This window comes from Pseudomonas sp. B1(2018) (assembly GCF_003097365.1).
Lineage (GTDB): Bacteria > Pseudomonadota > Gammaproteobacteria > Pseudomonadales > Pseudomonadaceae > Aquipseudomonas > Aquipseudomonas laurylsulfatiphila.
On the sequence record NZ_PYUK01000008.1, the window covers coordinates 293,071 to 318,965 of the forward strand.

Annotated in this window: 22 protein-coding genes, 1 tRNA gene and 1 pseudogene; 12 read left to right on the top strand and 12 right to left on the bottom strand. The window is 60.5% G+C overall.

Features of this window, described 5'->3' with window-relative positions:
• The first annotated feature begins 41 nt into the window (after window positions 1-41).
• Window positions 42-118 (top strand) — tRNA-Met (locus C9422_RS15480).
• Between the two features lie 83 nt (window positions 119-201).
• Here C9422_RS15480 and C9422_RS15485 read toward each other — a convergent pair.
• On the bottom strand, window positions 202-1,305 hold the full coding sequence (locus C9422_RS15485) for a DUF2817 domain-containing protein (RefSeq protein ID WP_116581226.1): 1,104 nt from the start codon (window positions 1,303-1,305) through the stop codon (window positions 202-204).
• Between the two features lie 166 nt (window positions 1,306-1,471).
• On the opposite strand from C9422_RS15485, the gene ggt reads away from it, so the two are divergent.
• On the top strand, window positions 1,472-3,304 hold the full coding sequence (gene ggt, locus C9422_RS15490) for a gamma-glutamyltransferase (RefSeq protein WP_116581227.1): 1,833 nt from the start codon (window positions 1,472-1,474) through the stop codon (window positions 3,302-3,304).
• A gap of 308 nt (window positions 3,305-3,612) precedes the next feature.
• On the opposite strand, the gene ddlA is transcribed toward ggt, so the two are convergent.
• Window positions 3,613-4,707 (bottom strand): D-alanine--D-alanine ligase, encoded by a 1,095-nt coding sequence (gene ddlA / locus C9422_RS15500; RefSeq protein ID WP_116581229.1) that lies wholly within the window; start codon window positions 4,705-4,707, stop codon window positions 3,613-3,615.
• Window positions 4,708-4,872: 165 nt separating this feature from the next.
• Here ddlA and C9422_RS15505 point away from each other — a divergent pair, with 165 nt between their 5' ends.
• Both C9422_RS15505 and C9422_RS15510 read left to right on the top strand, forming a co-directional pair.
• Window positions 4,873-5,682 (top strand): AraC family transcriptional regulator, encoded by an 810-nt coding sequence (locus tag C9422_RS15505; RefSeq protein ID WP_116581230.1) that lies wholly within the window; start codon window positions 4,873-4,875, stop codon window positions 5,680-5,682.
• A 76-nt stretch (window positions 5,683-5,758) separates the two neighbouring features.
• Window positions 5,759-6,127, top strand: coding sequence for a cupin domain-containing protein (locus tag C9422_RS15510; protein ID WP_007981811.1), 369 nt, complete (start codon window positions 5,759-5,761; stop codon window positions 6,125-6,127).
• Between the two features lie 12 nt (window positions 6,128-6,139).
• On the opposite strand, the gene C9422_RS15515 is transcribed toward C9422_RS15510, so the two are convergent.
• A complete protein-coding gene (locus C9422_RS15515) occupies window positions 6,140-6,739 on the bottom strand; it encodes a flavin reductase family protein (protein WP_116581231.1) in 600 nt (199 codons plus the stop codon).
• Window positions 6,740-7,479: 740 nt separating this feature from the next.
• Between C9422_RS15515 and C9422_RS15520 the strand changes: the two genes are divergently transcribed.
• A complete protein-coding gene (locus C9422_RS15520; protein WP_116581232.1) occupies window positions 7,480-7,791 on the top strand; it encodes a DUF6124 family protein in 312 nt (103 codons plus the stop codon).
• Between the two features lie 92 nt (window positions 7,792-7,883).
• Here C9422_RS15520 and C9422_RS32920 read toward each other — a convergent pair whose 3' ends face one another.
• From C9422_RS32920 to C9422_RS15530, 3 genes and pseudogenes are all read right to left on the bottom strand, one after another.
• Window positions 7,884-8,462, bottom strand: coding sequence for a methyl-accepting chemotaxis protein (locus C9422_RS32920; RefSeq protein ID WP_256589970.1), 579 nt, complete (start codon window positions 8,460-8,462; stop codon window positions 7,884-7,886).
• A 9-nt stretch (window positions 8,463-8,471) separates the two neighbouring features.
• Window positions 8,472-9,200, bottom strand: a pseudogene (locus C9422_RS32925) (PAS domain-containing protein); the annotation flags it as partial.
• A gap of 117 nt (window positions 9,201-9,317) precedes the next feature.
• Window positions 9,318-10,631 (bottom strand): MFS transporter, encoded by a 1,314-nt coding sequence (locus C9422_RS15530; RefSeq protein WP_116581234.1) that lies wholly within the window; start codon window positions 10,629-10,631, stop codon window positions 9,318-9,320.
• Window positions 10,632-10,831: 200 nt separating this feature from the next.
• On the opposite strand from C9422_RS15530, the gene C9422_RS15535 reads away from it, so the two are divergent.
• The 3 genes from C9422_RS15535 to C9422_RS15545 all read left to right on the top strand — a co-directional run bounded on the left by C9422_RS15535 (window position 10,832) and on the right by C9422_RS15545 (window position 14,362).
• Entirely contained in the window at window positions 10,832-12,250 is a 1,419-nt protein-coding gene (locus tag C9422_RS15535; protein ID WP_007978051.1) for a short-chain fatty acid transporter, read from the top strand.
• A 270-nt stretch (window positions 12,251-12,520) separates the two neighbouring features.
• A complete protein-coding gene (locus tag C9422_RS15540) occupies window positions 12,521-13,693 on the top strand; it encodes a hypothetical protein (RefSeq protein WP_116581235.1) in 1,173 nt (390 codons plus the stop codon).
• A gap of 144 nt (window positions 13,694-13,837) precedes the next feature.
• Complete coding sequence (locus C9422_RS15545) at window positions 13,838-14,362, top strand: SET domain-containing protein-lysine N-methyltransferase (RefSeq protein WP_116581236.1); 525 nt, start codon at window positions 13,838-13,840, stop codon at window positions 14,360-14,362.
• Window positions 14,363-14,368: 6 nt separating this feature from the next.
• Here C9422_RS15545 and can read toward each other — a convergent pair whose 3' ends face one another.
• On the bottom strand, window positions 14,369-15,013 hold the full coding sequence (gene can / locus C9422_RS15550; protein ID WP_007978048.1) for a carbonate dehydratase: 645 nt from the start codon (window positions 15,011-15,013) through the stop codon (window positions 14,369-14,371).
• Between the two features lie 168 nt (window positions 15,014-15,181).
• On the opposite strand from can, the gene C9422_RS15555 reads away from it, so the two are divergent.
• Complete coding sequence (locus C9422_RS15555; RefSeq protein WP_116581237.1) at window positions 15,182-15,586, top strand: serine kinase/phosphatase; 405 nt, start codon at window positions 15,182-15,184, stop codon at window positions 15,584-15,586.
• Window positions 15,587-15,689: 103 nt separating this feature from the next.
• On the opposite strand, the gene rimI is transcribed toward C9422_RS15555, so the two are convergent.
• Window positions 15,690-16,142 (bottom strand): ribosomal protein S18-alanine N-acetyltransferase, encoded by a 453-nt coding sequence (gene rimI / locus C9422_RS15565; protein WP_007978046.1) that lies wholly within the window; start codon window positions 16,140-16,142, stop codon window positions 15,690-15,692.
• The gene (locus C9422_RS15570) at window positions 16,135-16,881 is read right to left on the bottom strand and encodes an energy transducer TonB (RefSeq protein ID WP_116581238.1); all 747 of its coding nucleotides are present in this window, start codon (window positions 16,879-16,881) and stop codon (window positions 16,135-16,137) included. The genes rimI and C9422_RS15570 overlap by 8 nt, the downstream gene beginning before the upstream one ends.
• A gap of 220 nt (window positions 16,882-17,101) precedes the next feature.
• Here C9422_RS15570 and mksB point away from each other — a divergent pair, with 220 nt between their 5' ends.
• The 3 genes from mksB to mksF are packed head-to-tail and all read left to right on the top strand — an operon-like array spanning window position 17,102 to window position 21,910.
• A complete protein-coding gene (gene mksB, locus C9422_RS15575; protein ID WP_165824779.1) occupies window positions 17,102-18,382 on the top strand; it encodes an Mks condensin complex protein MksB in 1,281 nt (426 codons plus the stop codon).
• A complete protein-coding gene (mksE, locus tag C9422_RS15580) occupies window positions 18,372-19,073 on the top strand; it encodes an Mks condensin complex protein MksE (RefSeq protein WP_007978043.1) in 702 nt (233 codons plus the stop codon). The genes mksB and mksE overlap by 11 nt, the downstream gene beginning before the upstream one ends.
• Window positions 19,070-21,910, top strand: a complete 2,841-nt coding sequence (mksF, locus tag C9422_RS15585; RefSeq protein WP_102701500.1) for an Mks condensin complex protein MksF — start codon at window positions 19,070-19,072, stop codon at window positions 21,908-21,910. The genes mksE and mksF overlap by 4 nt, the downstream gene beginning before the upstream one ends.
• Before the next feature lie 193 nt (window positions 21,911-22,103).
• Here mksF and C9422_RS15590 read toward each other — a convergent pair whose 3' ends face one another.
• The 3 genes from C9422_RS15590 to C9422_RS15600 are packed head-to-tail and all read right to left on the bottom strand — an operon-like array spanning window position 22,104 to window position 25,669.
• Window positions 22,104-24,407 (bottom strand): intermembrane transport protein PqiB, encoded by a 2,304-nt coding sequence (locus C9422_RS15590; protein WP_104449423.1) that lies wholly within the window; start codon window positions 24,405-24,407, stop codon window positions 22,104-22,106.
• Window positions 24,400-25,023, bottom strand: a complete 624-nt coding sequence (locus C9422_RS15595) for a paraquat-inducible protein A (protein ID WP_007978040.1) — start codon at window positions 25,021-25,023, stop codon at window positions 24,400-24,402. Before C9422_RS15595 ends, C9422_RS15590 begins: the two co-directional genes overlap by 8 nt.
• On the bottom strand, window positions 25,010-25,669 hold the full coding sequence (locus C9422_RS15600) for a paraquat-inducible protein A (RefSeq protein ID WP_116581240.1): 660 nt from the start codon (window positions 25,667-25,669) through the stop codon (window positions 25,010-25,012). The genes C9422_RS15595 and C9422_RS15600 overlap by 14 nt, the downstream gene beginning before the upstream one ends.
• Window positions 25,670-25,895 lie beyond the last annotated feature (226 nt).

Here is a 25,895-nt window from a genome sequence, read left to right on the forward strand (position 1 = left end):
CTTGACGCATCCCCGTTACCGGTGAATAATGCGCGCCACTTGGCTACATAGCTCAGTTGGTTAGAGCATAGCATTCATAATGCTGGGGTCCGGGGTTCAAGTCCCTGTGTAGCCACCAAGTACTAAAAACGGCTTACCGAAAGGTAGGCCGTTTTTTTATGCCTGTGTTTTTTATGCCTGTCTGTAGGAGCGAGCTCGCTCCTACAATGTCGGCAATGCCGACAACGCCCGCTCCCAGATCTGCCACGTGCGCAACCAGACCATCGACTGCCAGTCGCTATCGGCCGGATAGAACTGCTCCAGCAGATTCAACTTGATCCCACGCCCCACTGCGTCACTCGGATTGCCGTGCAAATGCAGCCAGTGGTCATCGCGCAAATGGCGGTGAACGTCCGGCCCCGGGTAAGTCCCGCACTCAATGACAAACGGCATCAGCCGCACCTGTGGCAGCGCATCGATCAACGCCTGCGAGGTGTATCCGGTGGCCGTTGCCGCCACACCGGTTTCGCTGACAGTGTCGGCGCCGGTTTGCAGGCTGTAGAGCCACGGGCCGTAAATCGCCTGCGCATCCGGCAACGCCGGGTAGGCGGACTCGGTGATGGTCAGCAACATCGGATGACCGTATTCACCCGCACCGGTGTGCAAGTCGAAACACATGGCCACTTCGGCATGGGCCACGTGCTGTTGCACGATCCGGTGCAGCGTGCGGTTCGACCAGCTCGGTGCCAGCCCGCCGTAGAACAGGCCATCGGGGTGAGCATGCTGACCGCCCTCGACAATCGACATCACCGCCGGCCAGCCATGCAGGCGAATCTGCTCGTCGAGCAAGGCATCGGCACGCTCACGCTCCGGACCGTACAACTGCGGGCAGGCATAGATTTCATGCAAGGCGTTGTAGGCCTGGTTGTCCGGTAGCGGGCGCTGGAAGTTCAGGTGATTGCGGTTCAGGTCGATGTTGTCTTCGTTGACCCGGCGCAACCACGCCATACCCCAAGGGTTGATGGCATGGATCATGACCACGGCGACATCCGTTGGCAGAGAACGCTTGCCCAGCTCCTGCAGCCATTTGATCTGGCAGCCCGAGCCATAGAAGCCTTCAACCCCGTGAGTGCCGCTCAGCGCAATCAACAGGCGCTTGGCGCCCGGATCACCCAACACCGCCACATCGGTACTCAGCGATTCACCGAACGGACCTTTGAGCGGATGTGGATATTCAGTCAGGGTTGCGCCTGCGGCAGCCGCTGCGGCCAGGAACTGTTCACGCTGGGTGCGATAGCCGGGCTGGGTTGGGAACTCGGTGTGCATGTCTGCCTCTTGTTGATTTTCTGGCCTGTCTGTTGGCAACGACCCTACAGAAATTCCTGCCATTGATGAAGGACAAAAACGTCAGAGCCGTGGGACCCGGTTTGCGTCTCTCCCGGTCGGCCGATAAAGTCCACTGATCGTAGATCCAACGGACGGAGTACCCCACGTGTTTTCAACCTTCGCTTTGCGCCGCTATCGCCTGCCTGGCCTGGCGCTGATCGTCAGTGCCTTGACCCTGGCTGCGTGCAATAACGCCTCGGTGCCGACGCTGCCGCTCGCCCCGGAAAGCGCTTCCGGTTTCCGCACCGACCTGAAAACTCAACACGCCGAGAAATACATGGCTGCGGCGGCCAACCCGCTGGCGGCCGAAGCCGGTCGGGAGATGCTGCGCCGGGGCGGTTCGGCCATCGATGCCGCGATTGCGATGCAAGCGGTGTTGACGCTGGTCGAGCCACAGTCGTCGGGCATCGGTGGCGGTGCATTGATCGTACTCTGGGATGGCAAGGCCGTGCGCACCTACGACGGCCGTGAAACCGCCCCGGCCGGTGCCACCGAGAAGCTTTTCCTGCAGGCCGACGGACAACCAATGGGCTTTACCCAGGCGCAGATAGGCGGCCGCTCGGTAGGCACGCCCGGCGTACTGCGCGCCCTGGAACTGGCCCATGGAAAACACGGACGCCTGCCCTGGGCGCAATTGTTCGAACCGGCCATCCGGCTCGCCGAGCAAGGCTTTGCCATTTCACCGCGCCTGCACCAGTTGATCGCTGCAGATTCGTCCATGCCACGCTCTCCGGAAATGATGGCTTATTTCCGCAATGCCGATGGCAGCCCGAAAGCCGTTGGCACCAACCTGAAGAACCCGGCACTGGCGGCCGTGTTCAAACGCATCGCCCACGAAGGCCCGGACGCCCTGTACAAAGGCCCGGTCGCCGAGGAAATCGCCGCCAAGGTTCAGGGCCACGCTAACCCCGGCAGCCTGTCCCTGACCGACCTCGCCAACTATCAGGCCAAGGAACGCGCACCGCTGTGTACCAACTACAAGCGCTGGCAAGTCTGCGGCATGCCACCACCGTCCTCGGGCGGGATCGCCGTGGCGCAGATCCTCGGCACGCTGCAAGCCCTGGAGGCTCGCGACAAGCGCCTGGCGCTGGCACCGCTGACGCCGGTCAAGACCACAGCCCCGGCCGGCAGCGAACCCGACCCGCAAGCCGTGCACCTGATCTCGGAAGCCGAACGCCTGGCCTACGCTGACCGCGCGCAGTACCTGGCCGATGCCGACTTCGTGCCCGTGCCGGTCAAGGGCCTGGTCGACCCGGCCTACCTCGCCAGCCGCGCTGCCCTGATCGGCGAGCGCAGCATGGGCACGGCCAAACCCGGCACGCCGCCGGGCATCCAGGTGGCCTATGCGCCGGACCGTTCGCCGCTGCGGATTTCCACCTCGCAAGTGGTGGCCGTCGATGACGCAGGTGGCGCCGTTTCGATGACCACCACCATCGAGTCAGCGTTTGGCTCGCACATCATGGTTCAGGGTTTCATGCTCAATAACGAGATGACCGACTTCTCGTTCATCCCCGAGGAAAACGGGCAGAAAGTCGCCAACCGCGTCGAACCCGGCAAACGCCCGCGCTCATCCATGGCGCCGACCCTGATCTTCGACCGTCAGAGCGGCGAATTCCTCGCCACTGTCGGCTCCCCCGGCGGCTCGCAAATCATCGAATACGTGGCCAAATCCACCATCGGCCTGCTCGACTGGAATCTCGATGCGCAAGCGACCATCAACCTGCCCAACTTCGGCAGCCGCAACGGCCCGACAGAACTGGAACAGGGCCAGTTCAGCCCCGCGCTGATTCAGGCGCTGAAAGACAAAGGGCACAGCGTGAGCGAAATCGACATGACCAGCGGCACCCAGGCGATTGTTCGGGTCAAGGACGCCAAGGGCAAAGCGTCACTGACGGGAGGTGCTGATCCGCGGCGTGAGGGGCAGGCGCTGGGGGATTGAGTAACGCGCTGGAATGATGAAAGGCCTGCCAGTGAGCAGGCCCTTTTTGGGGGGCTTCACTGGTCTGGAACTCACTTCATTTTCGACCCGGGCGCGGTCTCCGGTGGGAGCTGGCTTGCTATCGATGGTCGTCAACGATAACGCGTGTGATCTGGATAAACGCGGCGCACTTGAGTCCATCGCCAGCAAGCTGGCTCCTACAGTTTCCCCGCGTGGGCACGGTCTCTTGTAGGAGCTGGCTTGCCTGCGATGGTGGTTAACGATAACGCGTGTGAACTGGATAAACGCAGCGCCCTTCAGCAGCGCACTCAACGACTGATCTTCAACCCCTGCCGAACCTGATGTTTTTCCAGCGCCAGTTCGATCAATCGCGTCACCAGCTCGCTGTAGGTCATGCCGGTGGCCTGCCACAATTTCGGGTACATGCTGATGCGGGTGAAACCGGGCAGCGAGTTGATTTCGTTGATCAGCACTTCGCCACTGTCGGTCAGGAACACATCGACACGGGCCAGGCCGGAGCAGCCCAGCACCTGGAACGCCTCGACAGCCAGGGCACGAATGCGCTCGCTGGCCTCGACGCTGATATTGGCCGGCACCACGACTTCAGCGGCCGTGTCGTCGATGTATTTGCTGTCGTAGGAATAGAACCCGCTGCGCACCACTATCTCACCGCAACCACTGGCAATCGCCTCTTCATTGCCGAGCACTGCGCATTCAATCTCGCGGCCGCTGACAGCAGATTCGATCAACACCTTGGTATCGAAACTCAACGCCAGCTCCACCGCTGCGCTGTATTCGGCCTCGTCGGTAACCTTGCTCACGCCCACGGAAGAGCCCTGGTTCGCCGGCTTGACGAACAGCGGCAAACCGAGCCGGGACTGAACCTCGGCAAACCCGGTGCGCGCCGCCGAGGCGCGGGTCAATGTCACAAACGGCGTCACGGCCAGGCCGGCATCACGCAGCAGCCGCTTGCTGATGTCCTTGTCCATGCAAACGGCCGAGCCAAGCACATCGGAGCCGACAAACGGCAGATCGGCCATGCGCAGCAAACCTTGCAGGCAACCGTCTTCACCCAGGGTGCCGTGGACGATCGGGAAAATCACATCGACATGGCCGAGCAGTTCCTGACTGCTGGTTTCCACCAGTTGCTGGCTGGCTTTGCCCGGCACGACGGCCAGCTCGCGATTGGACTGATTGAGGGCGATCAGCGCCGGGTTTTCCTGATTCAGCAAAAAGTTGGAAGGGTCGTTGAGGTGCCAGTGGCCTTGTTTATCGATGCCGATCAGTACCGGTTCGAAGCGTGAACGATCCAGCGCATCGACGATGTTTTTCGCCGACTGCAGCGACACTTCGTGCTCTGCCGAGCGCCCCCCGAAAATGATCCCCACACGCAATTTGCTCATGACCTGACCTCATCCTGACAAATAAAAAACAACCTGTAGCGAATGCGCCCCACAGTGCAGTATTTGCCCTGGGTTTTCTAGCAGGCAAGCCGCCTTCCGATCAGAAGACAGGGAACCGCCGGGTGGGTTACCGTATTGCGCATCAAGCTCAAGACAACAATCACCATGGCCAAGCGTCCGCCTCGCAATGACTGGTTCCTTCGTGCGCCCGATATCGGCGGGCTTCAGCGTTTCGAGGCGTTTTTTGCCGGCCATGGCTACGACCTTCACCGCCATGACACCTATGCCATCGGCCACACCCTGGCCGGGGTGCAGAGCTTTCAGTATCGTGGCGACTGGCGTCACAGCCTGCCGGGCGCAACGATCGTGCTGCACCCGGACGAAGCCCACGATGGCGAGGCCGGTACCGAGTCCGGTTTCCAGTACCGGATGATGTACATCGAGCCAGCACTGATCCAGCAGATGCTCGGCGGGCAACCGCTGCCATTCATCAAGAGCGGGTTGTCGAGCGATCCCCGCCTGTTCGCCGCCACGGGAGCGTTGCTGCGCAGCCTGGATTGTCCGCTCGACCCGCTGGAAGAACAGGATGCCTTATTCGACCTGGCGCAGGCCTTGAACGCGGTTTCCGGTGTGCCGAGCAAACGCTCGGGCTTCGACTACGTGGCCGCGCAACGTGCCCGGGAATACATCCACGGCGCCCTCGATCGTACCGTTACACTCGATGAACTGGCGCAGCATAGCGATCGGGATCGCTGGAGCCTGTCCCGGGATTTTCGCCTGTTGTTCGGCACCAGCCCCTACCGCTACCTGACCATGCGGCGTCTGGACATGGTCCGCGCGCTACTTATTCAGGGTCAGACGCTGGTCAGTGCCGCGTTGATCGCAGGCTTCACCGACCAGAGCCACATGACTCGGCAATTCAGCAAAACCTACGGCCTGTCACCTGCCCGCTGGATGAACATGCAGCGCCGTTGAGCCACGCACAATCGTACAAGAAGCGCACTGAATCGCTGGCTATCGTGGGTTCACAAACAACTGCGAGAGCTGTTTCATGAACGCTTACGAAAGCCTGAACTTCGCTGAAAAAATCAACCGGATCGACTCCCACTGGTCACCCCGGGTCATCGCCGAAATGAACGACTATCAGTTCAAGGTGGTAAAGCTGCTGGGGGACTTTATCTGGCACGACCACCTTGATACCGACGAAACCTTCATCGTTCTCGAAGGCCGGTTGCGCATCGACTTTCGCGATGGCCACGTGCTGGTGAATGCCGGGGAAATGTACGTGGTGCCCAAAGGCGTCGAGCACAAACCCTATGCCGGGCAGGAGGTAAAACTCCTGTTGATCGAACCCAAGGGCGTGCTCAACACCGGCAGCGAAGGTGGCGAGCGCACGGCCGAGAATGATGTGTGGATCTGAGCGCCGACCGGCTTACGCCTGCAAGGTCTTGCCGTCCACCGGCTCGCCAATGGTCAGGAAGTGCCCGCCCGCCACGTGGTGCAAGGTGCGCAAGGCATCTTGCCCTTCGAAGTGCCAGCGCCCTTCGCTGAACACGCGCTCGTCGGCCTGGGCGGCAATCACTTCGGCCAGGAACAGATCGTATTGCTGGTGGTTGTTCGGTTCTGGCAACAGGCGACATTCCAGCCAGGCCACGCAACCCTCGAGCATCGGCGCATCGACCGATTCACCGGTGAAGGTCTGCAAGTCGTAGGTCGCGAACTTGTCGCGCCCCTGGCCCTGGGTCAATTCCAGGCCGGAGGTCGAACCGACGGTCTGCACGATGTCGGCCTGGGCAGCGCAAGGAACGTTCAACACAAACGTGCCCGAGGCTTCCAGCAATTGGCGAGTCCAGGTCGACTTGTCCAGCACCACGGCAATTTTCGGTGGTTCGAAATCCAGCGGCATGGCCCAGGCTGCCGCCATGATATTGCGCCGGCCATCGTGGGCGGCGCTGACCAGCACGGTCGGGCCATGATTGAGCAGACGATAAGCCTTGGACAAGGGAACCGGACGGCGGTGGGAAGCGCTCATGGATGTCTGCTCCAAGGGGAAAGGAGCTGATTGTAGCGACATCCCAAATGAAAAGATCGCAGCCTGCGGCAGCTCCTACAGAGTGGGCCAAAGAAACTTGGGCGCTGCAATTTGAACCCGCAGCAGTTCTGCTCCCCAATGCCGAGCCCATCGCACGGGGACACGTTGGCAACCTTCATACTCTCGCGAACACGGCGCACACTTCCAGCGCTACCCGCTTCTCCCAGCCCCTCCGAACCTTGGTGCCTTTTATGGCCCTGAACAGGAGGCTTCTGGTATGCGCGCAGGATGCATCCGGGCGTGTCGGGTCTGCAGGACTAATTCGACGTACTTGAAGGGGGACAAGTCGAGGGCTTTTCGATCTCTTTCAGGAGCTTTTTGGCGTGCAGGTTTTTGCGTGTTTAAAAGCTCGCCAAGTTACTTCGCGAAAGCCACAGCGCCTTGCGTCGTTGCCTACAGGTACGCCAGAATCCGCCGGCTTGTGCGCCTTGGGGCCGCTCGGTAACTTGATTCGCGTCACTGATTGTCAGTGATCGGGTTTAGTAGCCCGTGGTGTTATCAGTAAAGTGCATAGGCTCTGTCAGTCAGGTATCCCCATCCCTGAACTTGATGGTGGCTGTGCGCAGGGCGCTTCGGCGCGCCGGTAAATGCTGATCTCCCCGGTCTACTAACCTGCGTACAGTCGCCACCCTTCTTTTAGTAGAGAAGAGTTGGCGGCCCCACTCAGGAGAAATCAGCTTATGGTTAAAGTGACACCGGATCCGCCAGGCATCGATCCCACACCCCCATCCGACCCCATTCCCTCAGCCGCCAATATCATGGCCACCCCGCGCAAACTCAGCACGATGTTCATCGTCGACCCGGAACTCGACACCGAAACCCTGCTGGCCCATGCCTGTGAGTCGCTGGCCTCGGCCAATGTCATGACCATGGATCTGGCGGATCGTACGGAAGGGACAAGTCGAAATACGCTGTTGGGGATTGCCCAAGTCATCATGCTGGGGGAACTGGCGGTGAACCGGGCGCTGTATCGGATTGATTCGCCCGAATAGAAATCGAAAGATCAAAAGATCAAAAGATCGCAGCCTGCGGCAGCTCCTACATTGGATTGGTGTGCACGCTGCGATCTCTCAACAATCAGAATCTAGTTGGACAACTGATTGGCAAACTGCCCCACCGCATTGACCACTTTCTGGGCGCCGTCCTGAATCTCGACAATCACAGTGCCCGCTTCCGCCGCCAGTGCCAGGCCCTGTTCGGCCTGGAGTTTGCCATCGGTCATCAAGGCCACGGCGTTGCGCGCCATGTCCTGGTTCTGCCGCACCACGAGGACGATTTCGTCGGTGGCCTGGCTGGTGCGCGACGCCAGTTGCCGGACTTCATCCGCCACCACGGCGAAGCCGCGACCCTGCTCGCCCGCACGCGCCGCTTCGATGGCCGCGTTGAGCGCCAGCAGGTTGGTCTGTTCGGCAATGCCGCTGATGGTTTTGACGATGGTACCGATCACCAGCGACTGCTCGTTCAAGGCTTCGATGCCGTCGCCGGCGGTTTGCATGTGCTTGGCCAGGTCACGCATCACGTCCACGGCCTGGGTCACCACCGCGTTACCGCGCTGGGCGCTTTGGTCGGTTTGCTGCGATGTGCTGTAGGCAATGTTGGCGGCTTCGGCGACGGCCTGTTCCTGATTGACCTGATCGGTAATCACCGTGGCGAACTTCACCACTTTGTAGAGATTATTGTTGGCATCGGTGACCGGGTTGTAGGACGCCTCAAGCCAGACGGTACGACCATGGCTGTCGACACGCTTGAAACGGCCGGCCACGTACTCACCCGCGTTCAGCCGACGCCAGAAGTTCTGGTACTCGGCACTGTTGTAATCCTCCGGCTGGCAGAAGGTGCGGTGATGCTTGCCTTTGATCTGCGCCAGGCTGTAACCCATGCCACTGAGGAAGCGGTCGTTGGCGGTCAGCACGTTGCCGTTGAGGTCGAACTCGATCACCGCCGTGGAGCGCACCAGCGCACCGATCAGGTTCTCGTGTTCGCGGGAGGCCTCGATGGTGCGGGTCAGGTCGCTGGAGAAGATCGAGAAACACTTGATCCGCCCGTCCGCCGAGCGCACTGGCTGCAGGATCGAACGCAACCAGGCTTCCTGCCCCGTGCCGCGCAACAGGCGTACCGCACCGGCGAAGTGCTCGCCACGGGTCAGCGCGCTCTTGAAGCGCTGCTGGAATTCGTCGAATTTCACGTGTTCCGGGACGAGGTCGTCGATGTGCCGGCCGATCAGGTCGGCGCTCTTGTAATGCATTTCAGCAAGGAAGTTCTGATTGACCGACTGAACACGTCCATCGCTGTCGAGGGTCAGCACCAGCATCTCGCTTTCCAGACTTTCCTTCACTTGCTGGAGGCTGGAGAGTTCTTCACGAAGAGCCGACAGCTCCTGCTTCAAGCGTTTATTGAACATGGGAAAGCACCGATGGACAGGGATAGAAAGCGATATGCAGCCTAACCATCGGCCTTGGAAACATTTTCTTAAGCGTGTTTCAGGTTTGTCCTACAAAAATAGTGACGACGCGCCCGATCAGTGCGCGCCAGCGGCAGAACAGCCTGCGACTCTCGGCATCCGCACACCGAAGTACGCCGCACTGCCCACGCCCACCGCGCCCATTACCGCACTGAACATCACGCAGATCCACGGACTCCACGGCATCAGGCCGATCAGCAACAGCGGCGTGATGCTCGCCCAGGCGGCATAGGCAATGTTGTAGGTGAACGAGATGCCCGAGACGCGAATCCGCGCCGGGAACAGGCTGACCATCACCGATGGCACCGCACCGACCACCCCGCAGGCCAGCCCTGCCACGGCGTAGGCCAGGCCGATCCAGTCACCACCCATGATCAGGCAGCTGTAAAGCACACCGATGCCCAGCGGCAGCAGCAGGCTATAGAGCATCACCGTGCGCCAGGCGCCAATGCGGTCGACCAGCAGCCCCGCGAGCACGCAGCCGATGTTCAGGAACACGATGCCCAGTGCGCTCAAGGCGAAGGTATGGCTGGCGGTCATGCCAAAGGTTTTCTGCATCATGGTCGGGGTAATGACCACGAAAACCACCACGGCCGAGGTCAGCACACAGGTGAGAATCATCGCCGGCAAAATGGCCAGTCGATGCTCGCGCAGGACCGTGCGCAGCGGCAGTTCGCCGGCTGCCTCGCGCTGCGCCTGCATGGCCATGAACACCGGGGTTTCGCTGAGCCAGCGACGCAGCCAGACGCCGATCACGCCAAACACGCCGCCGAGCAGGAAGGGGTAACGCCAGGCGTAATCGAGAATTTCCGCCGGAGTGAAGGCCTGGGCCAGGAAGGTCGCGGTCAATGCACCGATCAGATAGCCGAAAGTCAGCCCCGCCTGCAGGAAACCCAGGGCATAACCTCGGTGACCGATCGGCGCATGCTCGGCGACGAAAACCCAGGCACTCGGCACTTCGCCGCCCACCGCCGCGCCCTGGAGAACGCGCAGGACCAGTAGCAACAAGGGGGCGAAATAACCGATTTGCGCGTAGGTCGGCATGATCCCGATCAGCAGGCAGGGCAACGCCATCATCAGGATGCTCAGGCTGAAGACTTTCTTGCGCCCCAGGCGATCGGCGAAGTGCGCCATCAGGATGCCGCCCAACGGTCGCGCCAGGTAACCGGTGACGAAAATCCCGAAGCTTTGCAGCAGGCGCAGCCACTCGGGCATTTCCGGCGGGAAGAACAACTGGCTGAGGGTCAGGGCGAAAAACACGAAAATGATGAAGTCGTAGATTTCCAGCGCCCCGCCGAGGGCGGCGAGCCCCAGGGTCTTGTAGTCCGAGCGGCTGAACCGCGCCGGGCGCGAATCGGTGTTGGCAGTCATGTAAAGAACTCTGGCACAGGCAAAAACCAAGGCGCCCATGGTCTACGCAAACGCGCTGGCGGACAACCCGTTAGACCAAAGTCCCATAGCCACAAATCAGCCCCGCAAAAATCCACGGCTTGAATTAATGTTGGCGTCTGTCCAGACGGGCGGTTACTGCCCCGAAGACCACAACAAACATAAAAATCCGAGGTACTCCCGTGGCCGCTGATATCGAAGATAGCCGCTCCGCCCGCTTTGCCCTGCGCTGTTCAAGTTTTGCCGAACGCTGGTTCCCCGACTCCTGGGTGTTTGCTGCCCTGGCGGTGATTATCGTGGCGGTGGCCACCATGGCCATGGGCGCCAAGCCCACCGACGCCGCCATGGCCTTCGGTGATGGCTTCTGGAGCCTGATCCCCTTCACCATGCAGATGGCCTTCGTGGTGATCGGCGGTTATGTGGTCGCCAGTTCACCGCCGGCGGTGAAACTGATCGACCGCCTGGCGAAAATCCCGAAAAACGGCCGCTCTGCCGTGGCCTGGGTCGCGCTGATCTCGATGGTCGCCTCGCTGCTCAACTGGGGCTTGTCCCTGGTGTTCGGCGGATTGCTGGTGCGCGCCCTCGCCCGCCGCACCGATCTGAAGATGGATTACCGTGCCGCCGGTGCCGCCGCCTACCTGGGGCTCGGTGCCGTGTGGGCCCTGGGCCTGTCGTCATCGGCCGCTCAATTGCAGGCCAACCCGGCCAGCCTGCCGCCCTCGATTCTGTCGATCACCGGGGTGATTCCATTTACCCAGACGATCTTTCTCTGGCAGTCCGGCGTGATGTTACTGGCCCTGATCGTGATTTCGCTGATCATCGCCTACGCCACCGCCCCCGGGCCGAATTCGGCGCGGGACGCCAAGGCCTGTGGTGTCGACCCGAGTTTCAACCTGCCACCGCTGCAACCGCGCACCCGCCCCGGCGAATGGCTGGAGCACAGCCCGCTGCTGACGATTCTGCTGGTGTTGCTGGCTGCCGGGTGGTTGTTCCATGAGTTTTCGACCAAGCCGGCCATCAGTGCGATTTCCGGGCTGAACACCTACAACTTCCTGTTCATCATGCTCGGTGCCCTGCTGCACTGGCGCCCTCGCAGCTTTCTGGATGCCGTGTCCCGTGCGGTGCCGACCACCACCGGGGTGTTGATCCAGTTCCCGCTGTATGGCTCGATCGCGGCACTGATGACCACGGTCAAGGGCGCCGATGCGCAGACCCTGGCGCATCACATCTCGACCTTCTTCGTCAGCATTGCCTCCCACGACACCTATGCCCTGCTGATGGGCGTGTACTCGGCGATCCTCGGTTTCTTCATTCCGTCCGGTGGCGGCAAGTGGATCATCGAAGCGCCGTACGTGATGCAGGTGGCCAATGACCTGAACTATCACCTGGGATGGGCGGTACAGATCTACAACGCCGCCGAAGCCTTGCCGAACCTGATCAACCCCTTCTACATGCTGCCATTGCTGGGCGTTCTGGGGCTGAAGGCGCGGGACCTGATCGGTTTCTCGTTCGTGCAGTTGCTGGTACACACGCCACTGGTGCTAGTGTTGTTATGGGCACTGGGGACGACGCTGGCGTATTTGCCGCCAGTCATGCCGTAACCCAAAAAAGGGCCGGTATTGATCGTAATGCTGCTCACGTAAGGACGAACACTGTATCCGTGGCGAGGGAGCTTGCTCCCGTTGGGGCGCGAAGCGGCCCTGAAAATGGGACTGCTGCGCAGTCCAGCGGGAGCAAGCTCCCTCGCCACAGGTTGCTTATTGTTAGATCTATCTCTTAAGTGAACAGCATTACGGTATTGATCGGCCCCTTGTTGTTCCGCCCGTCGGTTTCAGTATCTGCTGGTCTAATACGCTGAAAAGGATCTGAGCATGTTCAAACTTGCGGCACTCACCCTCGCAGCCCTCACCCTGAGCACCACCGCCCATGCCGATGTCAATTTGAAGCTGGGCACGACCGAACGCGTTACCCGCCTCTTCGCCTACCCCAACAATTGCAACGTGATCTGCTTTCGCAACTGGACGCTCGAGCAAACCGTCGAGCATTACCTGACCCAGAGCGTGCAGCGCGATGGCTACGGCGACGCGAAGGTTCTGGTCAAAACCGATAACGGTCAGCTCCACGCGGAAATCATCGGCGTGCCCAATAGCTATGAAAAACCGTTGGCAGCGCTGCTCGATGCCGGTGACCTGGCCTATAACGGCGCCAGCAAACTGAATGCCGACGGCAAGTGGGCGTACAGCTGGTACCTGTTCCTGCCGCTGGGCATGGCCCTGGAGAACCGCAAAAGTGTCGAGCTGCTGCACTTCCCGCCCGACTACTCGTTGACCCAGGCCCAGGATTACCTGAAGTCCGCCACCACGGATCGCTGGGCCTCGCTGCTCACCGTCAATGGCATCCCGGCCGAGCAGACGCCGGCCTTTCAGACCATCATCGACATCGCCCCTATTGCCGCCCCCTCCAACGCCGGCAAGGACCTGGAGGGCGTCTACAGCTACTTCAACGAGTACCAGACCACCATGGTCAGGAACGTCAGCCTGCACGCCAGCGGTGAAACATTGCCGATGGTCGCCTTCGGCTCACCGGTGCGTGACTGGATCAAGCAACAATACGGGCCGACCGTGAATGTGCTGGGGCTGGCCACGATCAGCCCGAGTGACGGGGTGAAAGTGCGGGTGCTGGGTTCCAACCACCCAAGCTACATCTGGTATGCCTCCGATCCGGCAAGCTATTCCGGCAACGATGCCAAGGCCAAGGCCGATGCGGCAGGACTGAAAGTCATGGGCCAGGATTTGAGTGCCGCCTGCTGGCAGGCCGTCATGGGCCGCCAACCGGACAGCAATGCCGATATCGAGCTGAAAACCTGCACACAAACCTGGCAAGTGGCCGAGAAGGATAAAACCTGCGCGCTGTTCTACACCTCGATTCGCAACCTGACACCGGGACAGGCGGCGGCCAAATGCTCGACAGCAGCGATCCAGTTGCAGCTCAAACAGCTCAAGGCACCCGCACCGGCCACCGCCCTGCCCGCGCCACCGCTGTAAACCGACTATCGGCAGTCAACCTGTCAGTTATGACAGTAGACCGCCCGCGATATCTGCGAGAGGCTTGGGCTGTACCCATGTGCTGCAGCGCTGACTGGACCGTCAGCCGATGGATGTCGCAGCACCCAGCCGACAGGGATCGTTATGAAAGCCGATGCACTGCGCAAGTCTCTCGCGTCACCGCCGCAGGGTATTTACCCATTTGTGGAGCTACCCCTGCACCTCGGATATCCATCCCAGGCCGATTTCGAGATTCTTTCGAACGACCAGGGCACGCCCATGGCCGCGGCAGCGTTGCGCGAGTTTCCCCGCATAAGCCGGATCTGCCGGGTATCGGGGCATTTGCTGCCCTGTCGTGGCCGGCATACCCGACAACTGGCCCGAGATATTCATGTCCATGACCCGCATTTCTGTGGGCTGCTGCGCCACTCTTGCGACCCGAACGTATTTCTCGACATGAGTGAGCTGTGGTTGTGGGCGCTCAAAGACATTCAGAAAGGTGACTGGCTGTCGATGGATTACGCTGCCACGGAAGACCAACTGCTGCACCAGTTCGCCTGCCTCTGCGGTTCGTACAACTGCCGAGGCTGGATTACCGGCTTCGATGAAGCGCCGAACGCCGACGGCCAGCTGTTTTTGCAACAGTGGCGTCGGCAAAGTCCGCGTTGAAGGGTTTTACAGGGGTTCGAACGGACGCAGGCGGTACTGCGGCGGCAATTGCTCGAAGCCGCTGATGGTAGCGTTCAGGCTCTTCCAGCGACCGTCCTTGATACCGTAGATGCAGCCATGGATCGACAGGCTCTGCCCACGGTGCCAGGCGTTTTGCACAATGCTGGTGTGCCCGACGTTGGCCACTTGCTGGATCACGTTGAGTTCGCAGAGACGGTCGACCCGCTCTTCTTCGGTGGCCAGTTTGGCGAGTTCTTCGCGCTTTTCGTAATACAGGTCGCGAATCGAGCGCAGCCAGCCGTCGATCAGGCCGAACTGGCGATCCTGCATCGAGGCGCGCACGCCGCCGCAGCCATAGTGGCCGGTGACGAGGATATGCTTGACCTTGAGTACGTCGACCGCGTACTGAATCACCGACAGGCAGTTGAGGTCGGTGTGCAGCACGACGTTGGCCACATTACGGTGTACGAACAGATCGCCCGGCAGCATGCCGACGATCTCGTTGGCCGGCACCCGGGCATCGGAACAACCGATCCACAGGAACTCCGGGGTCTGTTGGCGAGCCAGCTTGGCGAAGAAGTCAGGATCTTCCTCCTTGATCGCAGCGGCCCAACGCTCGTTGTTATCAATCAGATCTTGTAATTCGTTCATGCTCTGAAGCCTCAAGAATGATGCGCAGCTTTGACTGACAACCGTCCGTCGGGGTCACGCGCTAAATGCGGATGCTCTCCTGATCCGGTACACGGGGCTCCATGCCGGTGGAATTCTCGGTAGCCACGTGGGTCAACCGTAGTAAGGCCTACAGTATGAGGAATTGCCATGAATGATTCACGACGTCCTTACGATGCGGTGCAACCGGAACCCGTCGATGATAACGAAGACCGCATGGGTTCGGTGCGTGAGCTGGATTTCGACACCGAAGAACCCAGCGCCAGGATCGGTGACGAACTGCCGGAAAACGAGCGCGAACAACTGATGCCGCGCCGCCGCGGACGTGAAGCAGGCCTGACGGGGGCCTCGACCGGCGACCATCAACCTACCGACGACGACATGAGCCCGGAAACCCTGATCCGTGAAGATGGCGCGCGGGATGCCCAGGAGTCGGGCAAAGATAAACGCGCGGATTGGGACCTGAGCATCGTCGATGAGGACGATATTGGCGGTGGCAATGGCCTGGATGAAGCGGAACTGGCACGGCGCGATCCTCTCGACCAAAAACGCTGAGCCTTACGGACATCTGTAGGAGCTGCCGAAGGCTGCGATCTTTTGATCTTTTAGTCATATATAAAGATCAAAAGATCGCAGCCTTCGGCAGCTCCTACAGGGTTCAATCGACCAACGTGCAGGCCATGACCACCGCATCTTCGCGACCGCCCACCGCCGGGTAGTAGTCCCGGCGCCGGCCGATTTCGTTGAAACCATAACGCTCGTACAGTTTGAACGCCGCGGTATTGCTGTCGCGCACTTCCAGGAAACACTCCCGGGCGTCGGCTTTGTAGGCAATCGACATCAAATGCTCCAGCAATGTCAGCCCCAGGCCGCGGCCCTGGTTTTCCGGCTTGACCGTGATGTTCAGCAGGTGCGCCTCGTCGAGGATGATCTGCACCACACCGTGGCCCACCTGTTGCTGGCCTTCGAACATCAGCCAGATCTGGTACTTGCCCAGGCCGTCGAGGAAAATCCCGCGGGTCCAGGGATGGCTATAGGCCGCGTACTCGATTTTCAGCACGGTTTCCAGGTCCGCCTCGGTCATCGGGCGAAACGATACAGCGTCACTCATTCGATTCTTTCCAGCGCGCCATCAGCCGACGCATGGCTTGCCAGACATCAGCCTTACGCTGTGGCTCTTCCATTAATAATTCCAGGCCCGGTACCGCCCAGGCCGAACCCAGGCCTTCGATCTGCAACTCGCGATTGAACGCCTCGGCATCCGCTTCGCCGGCAAAACGCACGGCGGGCAGGCCGATCAGCCACAGGCAGGCGCAGGGTGTTTCTTCCATGCGCACCGAGAGAAAACCTTGCACGAAGTCGCGGGCCGCTTCCGGGCCCTGGTCCATCGTGCCACGCACCAGCAGCGGCCAGCGCACCGGCTCGCCGACGATCTGCGGGCTGTCCGGCAAACCGGCGGCGCGCAGCATGTCCTTGAGCAGCAGATAAGCAGGGTCGCGGCTCTGGAAAGATTCGCCTGTGGGTAACTCCACCAGCAGCAGGCAACGCCCGGCCCGCAGCAACTGCAGGGCGAAACGCGGCGGAGGCACGACCGGTGCCTTGACCACGACGGGTGCCTCTTCGGCCTCTTCCACCGGTTTGGCACCGGTGCGGGTGCTCGCCAGTGATGGTCGCGGCACCTCGATCTTCACCCGCTCGGCCGGTTTGACCACAGGCGCCACGGGCGTCTCAGCCACGACAGCCGGCACGACAGGCGCGACCACGGCCGGCTCGGGTATCTCCAGCAGCTCGGGGCGTGACGGCGCAGCAAAGGGCAATTCGGTGCGCGGCAGCCAGTTGACCACCTGCATGGCGTTCAAATAAGCGCGACGACGGGACTCGATAAGCAAAGGTCGGCCACTTGTGGATAACTAAAGTGCGCTGATTCTACCGCCGTTCGCACAAGATCGCGCGCTGTTGATCGATAGACTTCACGGACAGAAAAAACAACAGCCCGTCCCGAGAGTGAATCGCATTGCCCCCGATGCAGTACAATCGCTGCTTTTAATCGCCAACCAGCCGGCCATTCCGATGATCGAACCCAAGCGCGTCTTGCGCGCCCTCGCTGAACACTGGGCACTTCTGGAGCCACTGTGCGAGCACTTCGACCAAGGCACACTGAGCCTGAACGAACTGCGCACGCAACTGGCCGCCCAGCAACTCGATAGTACGCCGCAGGACATCACCAGCCTGCTCGACGTGTGGATTCGCCTCGACATCCTGGTTCCCGTGGCCAAAAGCCCGAACCGTTTCGAGCTCAATGCGCAGATTCACGACTTCCTCGCCTACCTGCGCCGCGAACACCGCCTGGGCCTGTGCCTGGAAATCGAAGCTTACCTGCGCCACCTCGAGCGTCTGGCCGGTTATATCCAGGACGCGTTCGACATCCGCGACGGCAATGACCTGGCCCGCCAGTTGCGCCTGCTCGACATGCGCGTGCGTGACGTGCTGAAAAAACTCGATAACGACGAACAGGCGCTGGTGGCCGTCGCCGAACGGGCGAAAACCAGCGACCGGCAGATTCCGTTGCGCCAGCGTTACGCGGAAGTGCTGGCGACCTGGGACGAATACGTCGAGCCGATGATTGATCTGGTGAACGCCGACGGCGCCTTCGAACAGGGCGTGCGCAAGGTCGAGACCGTGCTGCTGAAGATGCTCAGCGAACAGCAGCGCCTCGGCCACCTGGTCGACGACGACATGCTGCTGCGCACCCACGCGCGCATCCTCGAAATGCAGACCAGTGCCCAGCTGACCCTGCGTCATGCCCGCGAGCTGCTCTTGCCGTTGCGTGAAGAGGCCCGCCGGCACAATGCCGTGACCCGTGGCGCGGCGCTGGCCCTGGCCGCCATCCGGCGCAAGGGCATCGACGCCGTACCACAAGCGGCGATGCCGCTGTTCACACGGCCGCAAAGCACGTTCCTCGGCAGCGCCAGTCAGGTTGAAGCCTACGTCTACGCGCTGGCGCGTTTCGAACCGAAACCGGCGCGTTTCCCCAAGGCGCACAAGACCCACAAGGGCGGCGATGCCCCACGCGCGCCTCGCACGGTTCGGGAAATGCTCGAACGCTGCGAAGACGCCCTGCCGATGCCAGACCTGATGACCTGGCTGCTGGAGCAGGAACCGGACGGCGCCACCGACGAATTGCTGTACTGGTTCTCGCGCCTGTCGCGGGAAAAACGCTTCAAGCGCGAGCGTCTGGAACGTCGCGAATACCATACTCACGAGCACCAGGTCAGCCTGCGCTCCTTCGCCCTGCTCTCGGTCAGCGATGACGCCGCCGAGAATTCTGCGAGCACTCCTTATGCATCTTGATCTATCCGAACTGTCCCATCTGGCGCCGATCTTTCGCGAGCTGTTCAAGGGTTACCACGTCAGCCGCCGCGATCCGGAGCTGTACGCACAGTTGTCGAACTTTCAGGACCAATACCGCACGCTGTTCAAGGCACTGGGTTTTGAACTGGTCTGCGACACCCGCGGCTTCTACTACTTCGTGCCGGACCTCGCGGCAGCGGCGGTGAACAAGACCGCCCAGCGCCTGGCGCTGTTCACCTTCATCCTCGTCGAGCACCTGGCCGACCAGGGCCGCGACCCGATCTCCGTGCTCGACGGTGGCAGCCTCGGCCGCGATGAGCTGCCCTCGCTGCTGGAAAAGTACCGCGACCTGTTCATCCAGGCCGAAGTGCAGACCCAGGACGAACTGGAAGAAAAGATCATGCGCCGCATGACCCAACTCGGTTTCGCCAGTGAAGAAAACGGCGTCTACCGTTTCCTGCCACCGATGCACCGTTTCCTCGATGTGTGCCTGTCGGTACAGCAGGACCGCGATCTGGCCGCCAGCCTGCACAGCGTCCTGCCGTTGCCGGTGCCGGTGCTGATCGACGAAGACAGCGACGAAAAACTGCTGCAGACCGACGACCCGCTCGACTTGAGCGAATTCGAAAGTGAAAGCGAAGAAGACGCCCTGGCCCGGGCCATTGCCGAAGAACAGGAGCTCGACGCATGAGCAAGGAACGTTACGGCATCCGCCGTTTTGCCCTTTTGAACACCGCCGGCTACAGCCTCGGCCTGTTCCCGCTGGAAGAGCCGCTGTCGGTGTACGGCGCGAACAACCTCGGTAAATCCGCCTCGATCAACGCCTTGCAGTTCCCGATCCTGGCGCGCATGTCGGACATGAGCTTCGGCAAGTACAGCCTGGAACAATCCCGGCGCTTTTACTTTGCCTCGGACACCAGCTACATCCTGGTCGAAGTCAACCTGCCCCACGGTCCGCATGTGATCGGCGTGGTCGGTCGCGGCCCCGGTGGCGGTTTCGGTCACCAGTTCTTTGCCTACGCGGGCAAGCTGGACCTGGCCCACTACCAGAAAAACGACACCTGCCTGCGTCAGAAAGAGCTGTTCACCAACCTTGAGCGCGAAGGCCTGAAAGCCTACGAACTCAAGCCGGACGAACTGCGCCGCTTGCTGGTCGGTGGTCACACCTCGATCCCGCTGGACCTGACGCTGATCCCGCTGCGCTCCACCAGCGAGCAGAGCCTGAAGACCTTCCGCGCACTGTTCATCAACCTGCTGCACATGCGCGAAATCACTGCGGCCAAACTCAAGCAACTGTTCCTCGATGCCTTCGAACACAGCCTGCGTTCCGGCAGCGTCGATTACATTGCCGCGTGCGAAGAAGCCTTCCGTGATGTACGACGCATGGAGCAGGACTACAACTCGCTGGTCGCCGCCGGCCCATTGGTCGAAGCGCTGGCCAACGGCGTGAAGCAACGCGACATTCTGCGCGGCAAGCTGCACCGCATCTCGCCGCTGCTCGATTCACTGCTGGGCACCTGGTCGGACTACGCCAGTGCGCGCAAGGAAGAGCTGACCATTCAGGCCGAGCACTACCGCAACGAGCAGGACGCCCTGCAAAACGACCAGCGCGGTGGCACTCAGGAACTGATGCGCCTGGAGCGGGAAATCACCGGCATCCAGCGCTGGCTCGGCGAATTGTCGGTGCTCAAGCATCGCTTTGCCCTGGTCGATGACGTCAAGGTGCTGGAGCAGCAACTGCTGGCCGCCAAGGACGCCCACGATGAACTGGCCGGCGCCTTGGCGCAGTCTCGTCAGTTCAGCGCCGAAGACCTCGATGAGCGTTTGCGCGACCTGGAAAAACGCCTGAAGTCGGTCAAGCAGCAGCTCGATCACGCCGACAACAACAGCTACGCCCGACTGCGCGAAGAGTTCTCGCAGCAGGACGTCGAGCGCCTGATGCGCCTGTTCAACAGCGCGCTGTTCAGCCTGCCGCTGGGCGAACATGGCATCACCCTCGACGAAAACGGCGACTGGGTGAAATCCGTGGAGCTGATCCTCGACGGCTTCAAGGGCGAACGCTTCGAAGTGCCGGGCCTGTCCATCGACATCTCGCACATCGAACCACCGGCCTTGCAGGCTCTGGCTGACCGTGCAGCCCTGCGCGACCAGAAAGAACGCCTGGAAAAAGAACTCAAGCAACTGAAAACCCAGCAAGCCGTGGCTGCCGACCGTGCCGCGAGCAAGACCCAGACCGAAGTGCTGTACCAGCAAGTGCTGGATGCGCAGAAAGCCCTGGAAGATTTCCGTCGCGCGCAAACCCTGAGCGCCGAAGAAGGCGACAAGCTGGAACAGATGGCTCAGATGGAAGCCGCACAGGACGAATTGAAGCGTTCCAGCGATGCCTTTACCGAGCGCGTCCAGCAACTGTCGGCCAAGCTGCAATTGGTCGGCCGGCAGATCGGCGACATGGAAGCCAAGCAACGCACCCTCGACGACGCCCTGCGCCGCCGTCAGTTGCTGCCGGCGGACCTGCCGTTCGGCACGCCGTTCATGGACCCGATCGACGACTCCATGGACAACCTGCTGCCACTGCTCAACGACTACCAGGACAGCTGGCAAGGCCTGCTGCGCGCCGACGGCCAGATCGAGGCGCTGTACGCTCAGGTGCGCCTCAAGGGCGTGGCCAAGTTCGACAGCGAAGACGATATGGAACGTCGCCTGCAACTGTTGATCAACGCCTATGCGCACCGCACCGACGAAGCCCTGACCCTGGGCAAGGCTCGCCGTGCCGCCGTGACGGACATCGCCCGGACCCTGCGCAACATCCGCAGCGACTACGACAGCCTCGAACACCAGTTGGCTCTGTTCAACCGCGAAATCAACAAACGCCAGGTCTCCAACCTGCAAAGCTTCCGCATCGTGCTCGCGCCGAACAAGGAAGCGCTCAAGCACATCGACCAGATCATCCACAGCGCCGGTCAGTATGAGGAAGGCGAAACCCTGTCGGTCTTCGACCTCAGCCAAAGTGCCGAGCAGGACAACAAGAACGAAGAGGCCAAGGAATACCTGGCGCGACTGGTGGCGGCGAACCACAACCAGCTCGGCCTCAAGGATTTGTTCGAGTTGGCGTTCGAGATCACCAAGGTCAACGGCCAACCGGTGATCCACACCGACATCGACGGCGCCGCGTCCAACGGCACCACCATGACCATCAAGGCGCTGACCAACATGTACTTGTTGCTGCACTTGATGGATCGTGACCAGGCCGGTCGTGTACGCCTGCCGTACTACCTCGATGAAGCGGCGGACATCGATGAGAAGAACCAGGCCGCGTTGCTGGAAACCAGTCTGCAACTGGGCTTCGTGCCGATCCTGGCGAGCGTGAAGCCGCAGGTCTGCGCCAGTGTCGCCATCGACCTGGAAGGCGGCAGCGGCCCGGCCGGCATCTACATCGACGAGGCGGACTGGAAGTACATCCGTCGTCACGATCAGGTGAAGGCGACGGTCAACGAACAAGCGGATGAACCGGAGCTGGATGCGGTCTGAGGCTTGAATCGAAGGCAATGAAAAAGGCCGCGGTCCAATGGATCGCGGCCTTTTTCATAGGTGTGTCATTTAGCTTTGCAGTGAACTTCAGGGCCTCTTCGCGGGCAAGCCCGCTCCCACAGAGTCTGTGATCAACCGATAACCCTGTGGGAGCGGGCTTGCCCGCGAAGGTGTCATCACTGACACCAGAAAACTACTTGCCGAGCGAAATCTTTGGCGCCCAGGTCAGCCATTCCTCTTCGAACTTGTCGAACAACGCAAACGTCTGCTCCGGTCGCGCCGGGCTGCCCATGCGCTCGCCGTCCGGCGTGGCGAAGGCAACACCGCCCTGAATCATCGTCTCCAGGGATTCAGTGCGCACCGTTGCCCCCCTGAACAGTCCGACATCGAAGTCGAAACCGCTGGTGTTCCAGAACCGCGTGCCGCTACGCACCAGTGGCGCGTACTTCGGCTCGATCAGGATATGGATCAGGACACGATCAGCGGTCTGCCCCAGTTCATAACCCGTTACCTTGCCCACCGTGATTTCGCGATACGTCACCGGCACACCGGCCTTCAGCGAACCGCGACGAGCGGCGCTCAACACCAGACTCAAACCGTCTTCACGCTTTACAGCTTCAGGCGGGCTGGCCAGGGCCATGAAGCTTTTCTGCGGCCCCAGATTCTTGGCAGCTGGCAGCACTTCGATGTATTGCCCGGTCACCAGGGTTTCAAGGTTCGATGTCTTGATCAGCCCCAGTTCAGGCTTGACCACCCAGAACTGACTGCCAACCCGGGCGATGCGCTCCGGCACTTCGGTAATCCGCGCGGTCAGCAGCACCGATTGCAGGTCGTCACTCAGGTCAACGTCCTCGATCTTGCCGACATCCAGGCCCTTGAAGCGAATCGGCGTGCCCGTACGCAATCCATCGGCGCGATCGACCTTGATGGTAATCACCTCGCCCTTTTGCGTGGCGTCGTCATGGCTGGCGAACAAGCGGAAACGTGGAATGCGCTTTTGTAGCGGCGCCTTGGCTTCCGGGGTTTCAAAGGCAATACCGCCGGCCATCAGGCTTTGCAGCGATTCACTCTTGACTTGAATGCCACCGGTCAGTCCACCCGAAAGCGTGATGCCGCTGGCATTCCAGAAGCGTGTCGAGGCGTTGACCAGATCCTCGTACTCCTTCTCGATATGCACGCCGATGATCAATTGCTTTTTGGTGCGCGAGAACTGATAGCTCTGTACCGAACCGACCTTGACCTGCTTGTAGAGAACCGGGCTGCCGACTTCCAGCGAACCCAGGTTTTCGGTGAACAACACCAGGTGCAGGCCCGGCGCACGCAGATCCAGGGGTGGAGCCTTGGGCCTTGCCACGAATTCGCGTTGCGGCGCGGCACCCTTGTCGCCAGGACGCACAGCGATGTAGTTACCTTTGACGAGCGCCTCGAGACCGGTAATCCCGGCGAGAGAAATCGACGGTTTGACCACCCAGAACTGCGTACCGTCGACCAGGTAATCTTCGGCCAACGGGTCCATCGTCAACTCGGCGGTGGCCCCGGACAGGTCAGGATCGACCTTCAGCGCCTTGAGATTGCCGACCTGAATGCCTTTATACATCACCGGCGTACGACCGGCCTGCAAGCCTTCGAAGTCGCTGAGCTTGACCTTGATCCGGATACCGGCCGCCGCTGCATCGAAGTCTTCATAGAGTCTGAACGGCAGGCTTGGGTCGGTAGGCGGGCTTTCCTTACGGTTTTCGGGTGTAGCGAACGCAATACCACCGGCGACAATGCTGGCCAGGGATTCACTGCGAATCTTCACCCCCGAAAGATTGGCGTCGATGCTGATGCCGCTGGCATTCCAGAAACGGGTGTGTTTGCGCACCAGTTTGGCATAGGTCGGCTCGATGAAGACCTTGAGCTCGACGGTGCTCTGGTCCTCGGACAACACATAGCTTTTGATCTGGCCCACTTTGATCTGTTTGTAAAACACCGGACTGCCACGGTTCAGCGAGCCCAGGCGGTCAGCCTTGATGGTCAGGTGCAGACCGGGCTGGGCATCGGATAGCGGCGGTTCCTGGGCCAGGGCCTTGAACTTGCGAACCGGTTCACCCTCGCCCGGACTGATCGCAACGTAGTTGCCCGAAACCAGCGTCTCAAGACCGGTAATACCAGCCAACGTCACGCTCGGCTTGACCAGCCAGAAACGCGTGCTGGTGCGTAGGTATTGCTCCACGTCCTTGTTCATTTCGATGCTGGCGATCACGCCTTTGGAACTGCCTTCGTCATCGAGCTTGAGGCTTTTTACCTTGCCGACCGGCATGCCTTTATAGACAACTTCGGTCTTGTTGGCCTGAATGCCTTCGCCGCTTTCAAAGCGTACCTGAATCTCGATACCGGTCTCGTTATAGGCACGCCAGCCGAGCCAGCCGCCGATGATCAGGGCGATCAGGGGCAACACCCAAATGGCAGACCAGTTCGAAGCCGGTCGGGTTTTCGCTACAGGCAAATCAGTCATGGTCGTCGTCCGACTCCGTGTTGTCCCAAATCAGTCGGGGATCAAAAGTTACTGCGGCAAGCATCGTCAGGATCACCACCGAGGCGAAGGCGATGGCGCCAAGATTGGCTTCGATGCTGGCAAGCCGCCCAAAATTCACGACCGCCACGAGGATGGCAATCACAAAGATATCGAGCATCGACCAGCGGCCGATGAATTCAATGAAACGGTACATCCAGATACGCTGGCGAGCCGAAAGGGGCTGACGGCGCTGCACGGAAAACAGCAGCAGAGCAATGCCCACCAGCTTGAACGTGGGCACCACGATACTGGCGATAAACACCACGGCCGCAATGGGGAACATGCCGTAGTGCACCAACTCGACCACACCCGCCATGATCGTGCTGGGCGATCCTTTGCCGAGGGAGTTCACGGTCATGATCGGCAACAAATTGGCCGGTATGTAAAGAATGGCGGCGGTAATCAGCAATGCCCAGGTGCGCACCAGGCTATTCGGGCTGCGTGCATGCACCAACGCTCCGCAGCGTGTACAGACCTGCTCGTCGGTATCAGCTTCCTGCCTGTTCAATTCATGACATTCCTTGCAAATCAGAATGCCTGCATCAATCGCCCGCATGGGCATCCTCTCCTGATAACGCTTGCCAGATCTGGTGAGGCGACATTACGACCTCCAACCAGACTTGAATCAGCAATAAACCAATGAAGCACGCCAGGCCGAGGCCGACGGTGATGGCTGCCATATCTGCCAGTTTGACGATCGCCACCAGCACGCCCATGAAGTAAACCTCGAGCATCCCCCATTCGCGAATATGGTGATAAATGCGATAGAGCAACAAACCGTAGCTGCGCCCGACATCAAAACGAATACTCAACAATACGGCCAGTTGGCACAGCAGCTTGAGCAGCGGGATCCCCATGCTGCACAGGAATACAATCACTGAAACGCTTTGCATGCCCGTATCAAAAAGGGCGACAACGCCGCTCCAGACAGTGTCTTGCGAAGACTGCCCGAGTAGATTGAGCTGCATGATGGGTAAAAAGTTCGCCGGAATAAACAACAACAAGGCGGCTATGACCAGGGCGAGACTGCGCTGTACGACGTTGTACCGATTGGCATAAAGCTCGTAACCGCAGCGCGGGCACAGGGCTTTTTCGCCATGGGCGAGTTCTGGCTTACGCATGAGCAAGTCGCACTCATGACAGGCAACCAGATTTTCCAGTGGTAATTCTGACAGCTCTTTGGCGTCAACCGAATCCGGCATAAGCGCTCTGACTCTAAAAAAGTTGGACCTATTCTAGTGTCCCGGGACAAAAATAACTGCGCCAATTTGTGCTCGATTGAGCGTGCTTTTTCTACGCCCAAAACAAAACCCCAACTGCTTTCGCAATTGGGGTTTCGGAATTTAATCTTGACGATGACCTACTCTCACATGGGGAAACCCCACACTACCATCGGCGATGCATCGTTTCACTTCTGAGTTCGGGATG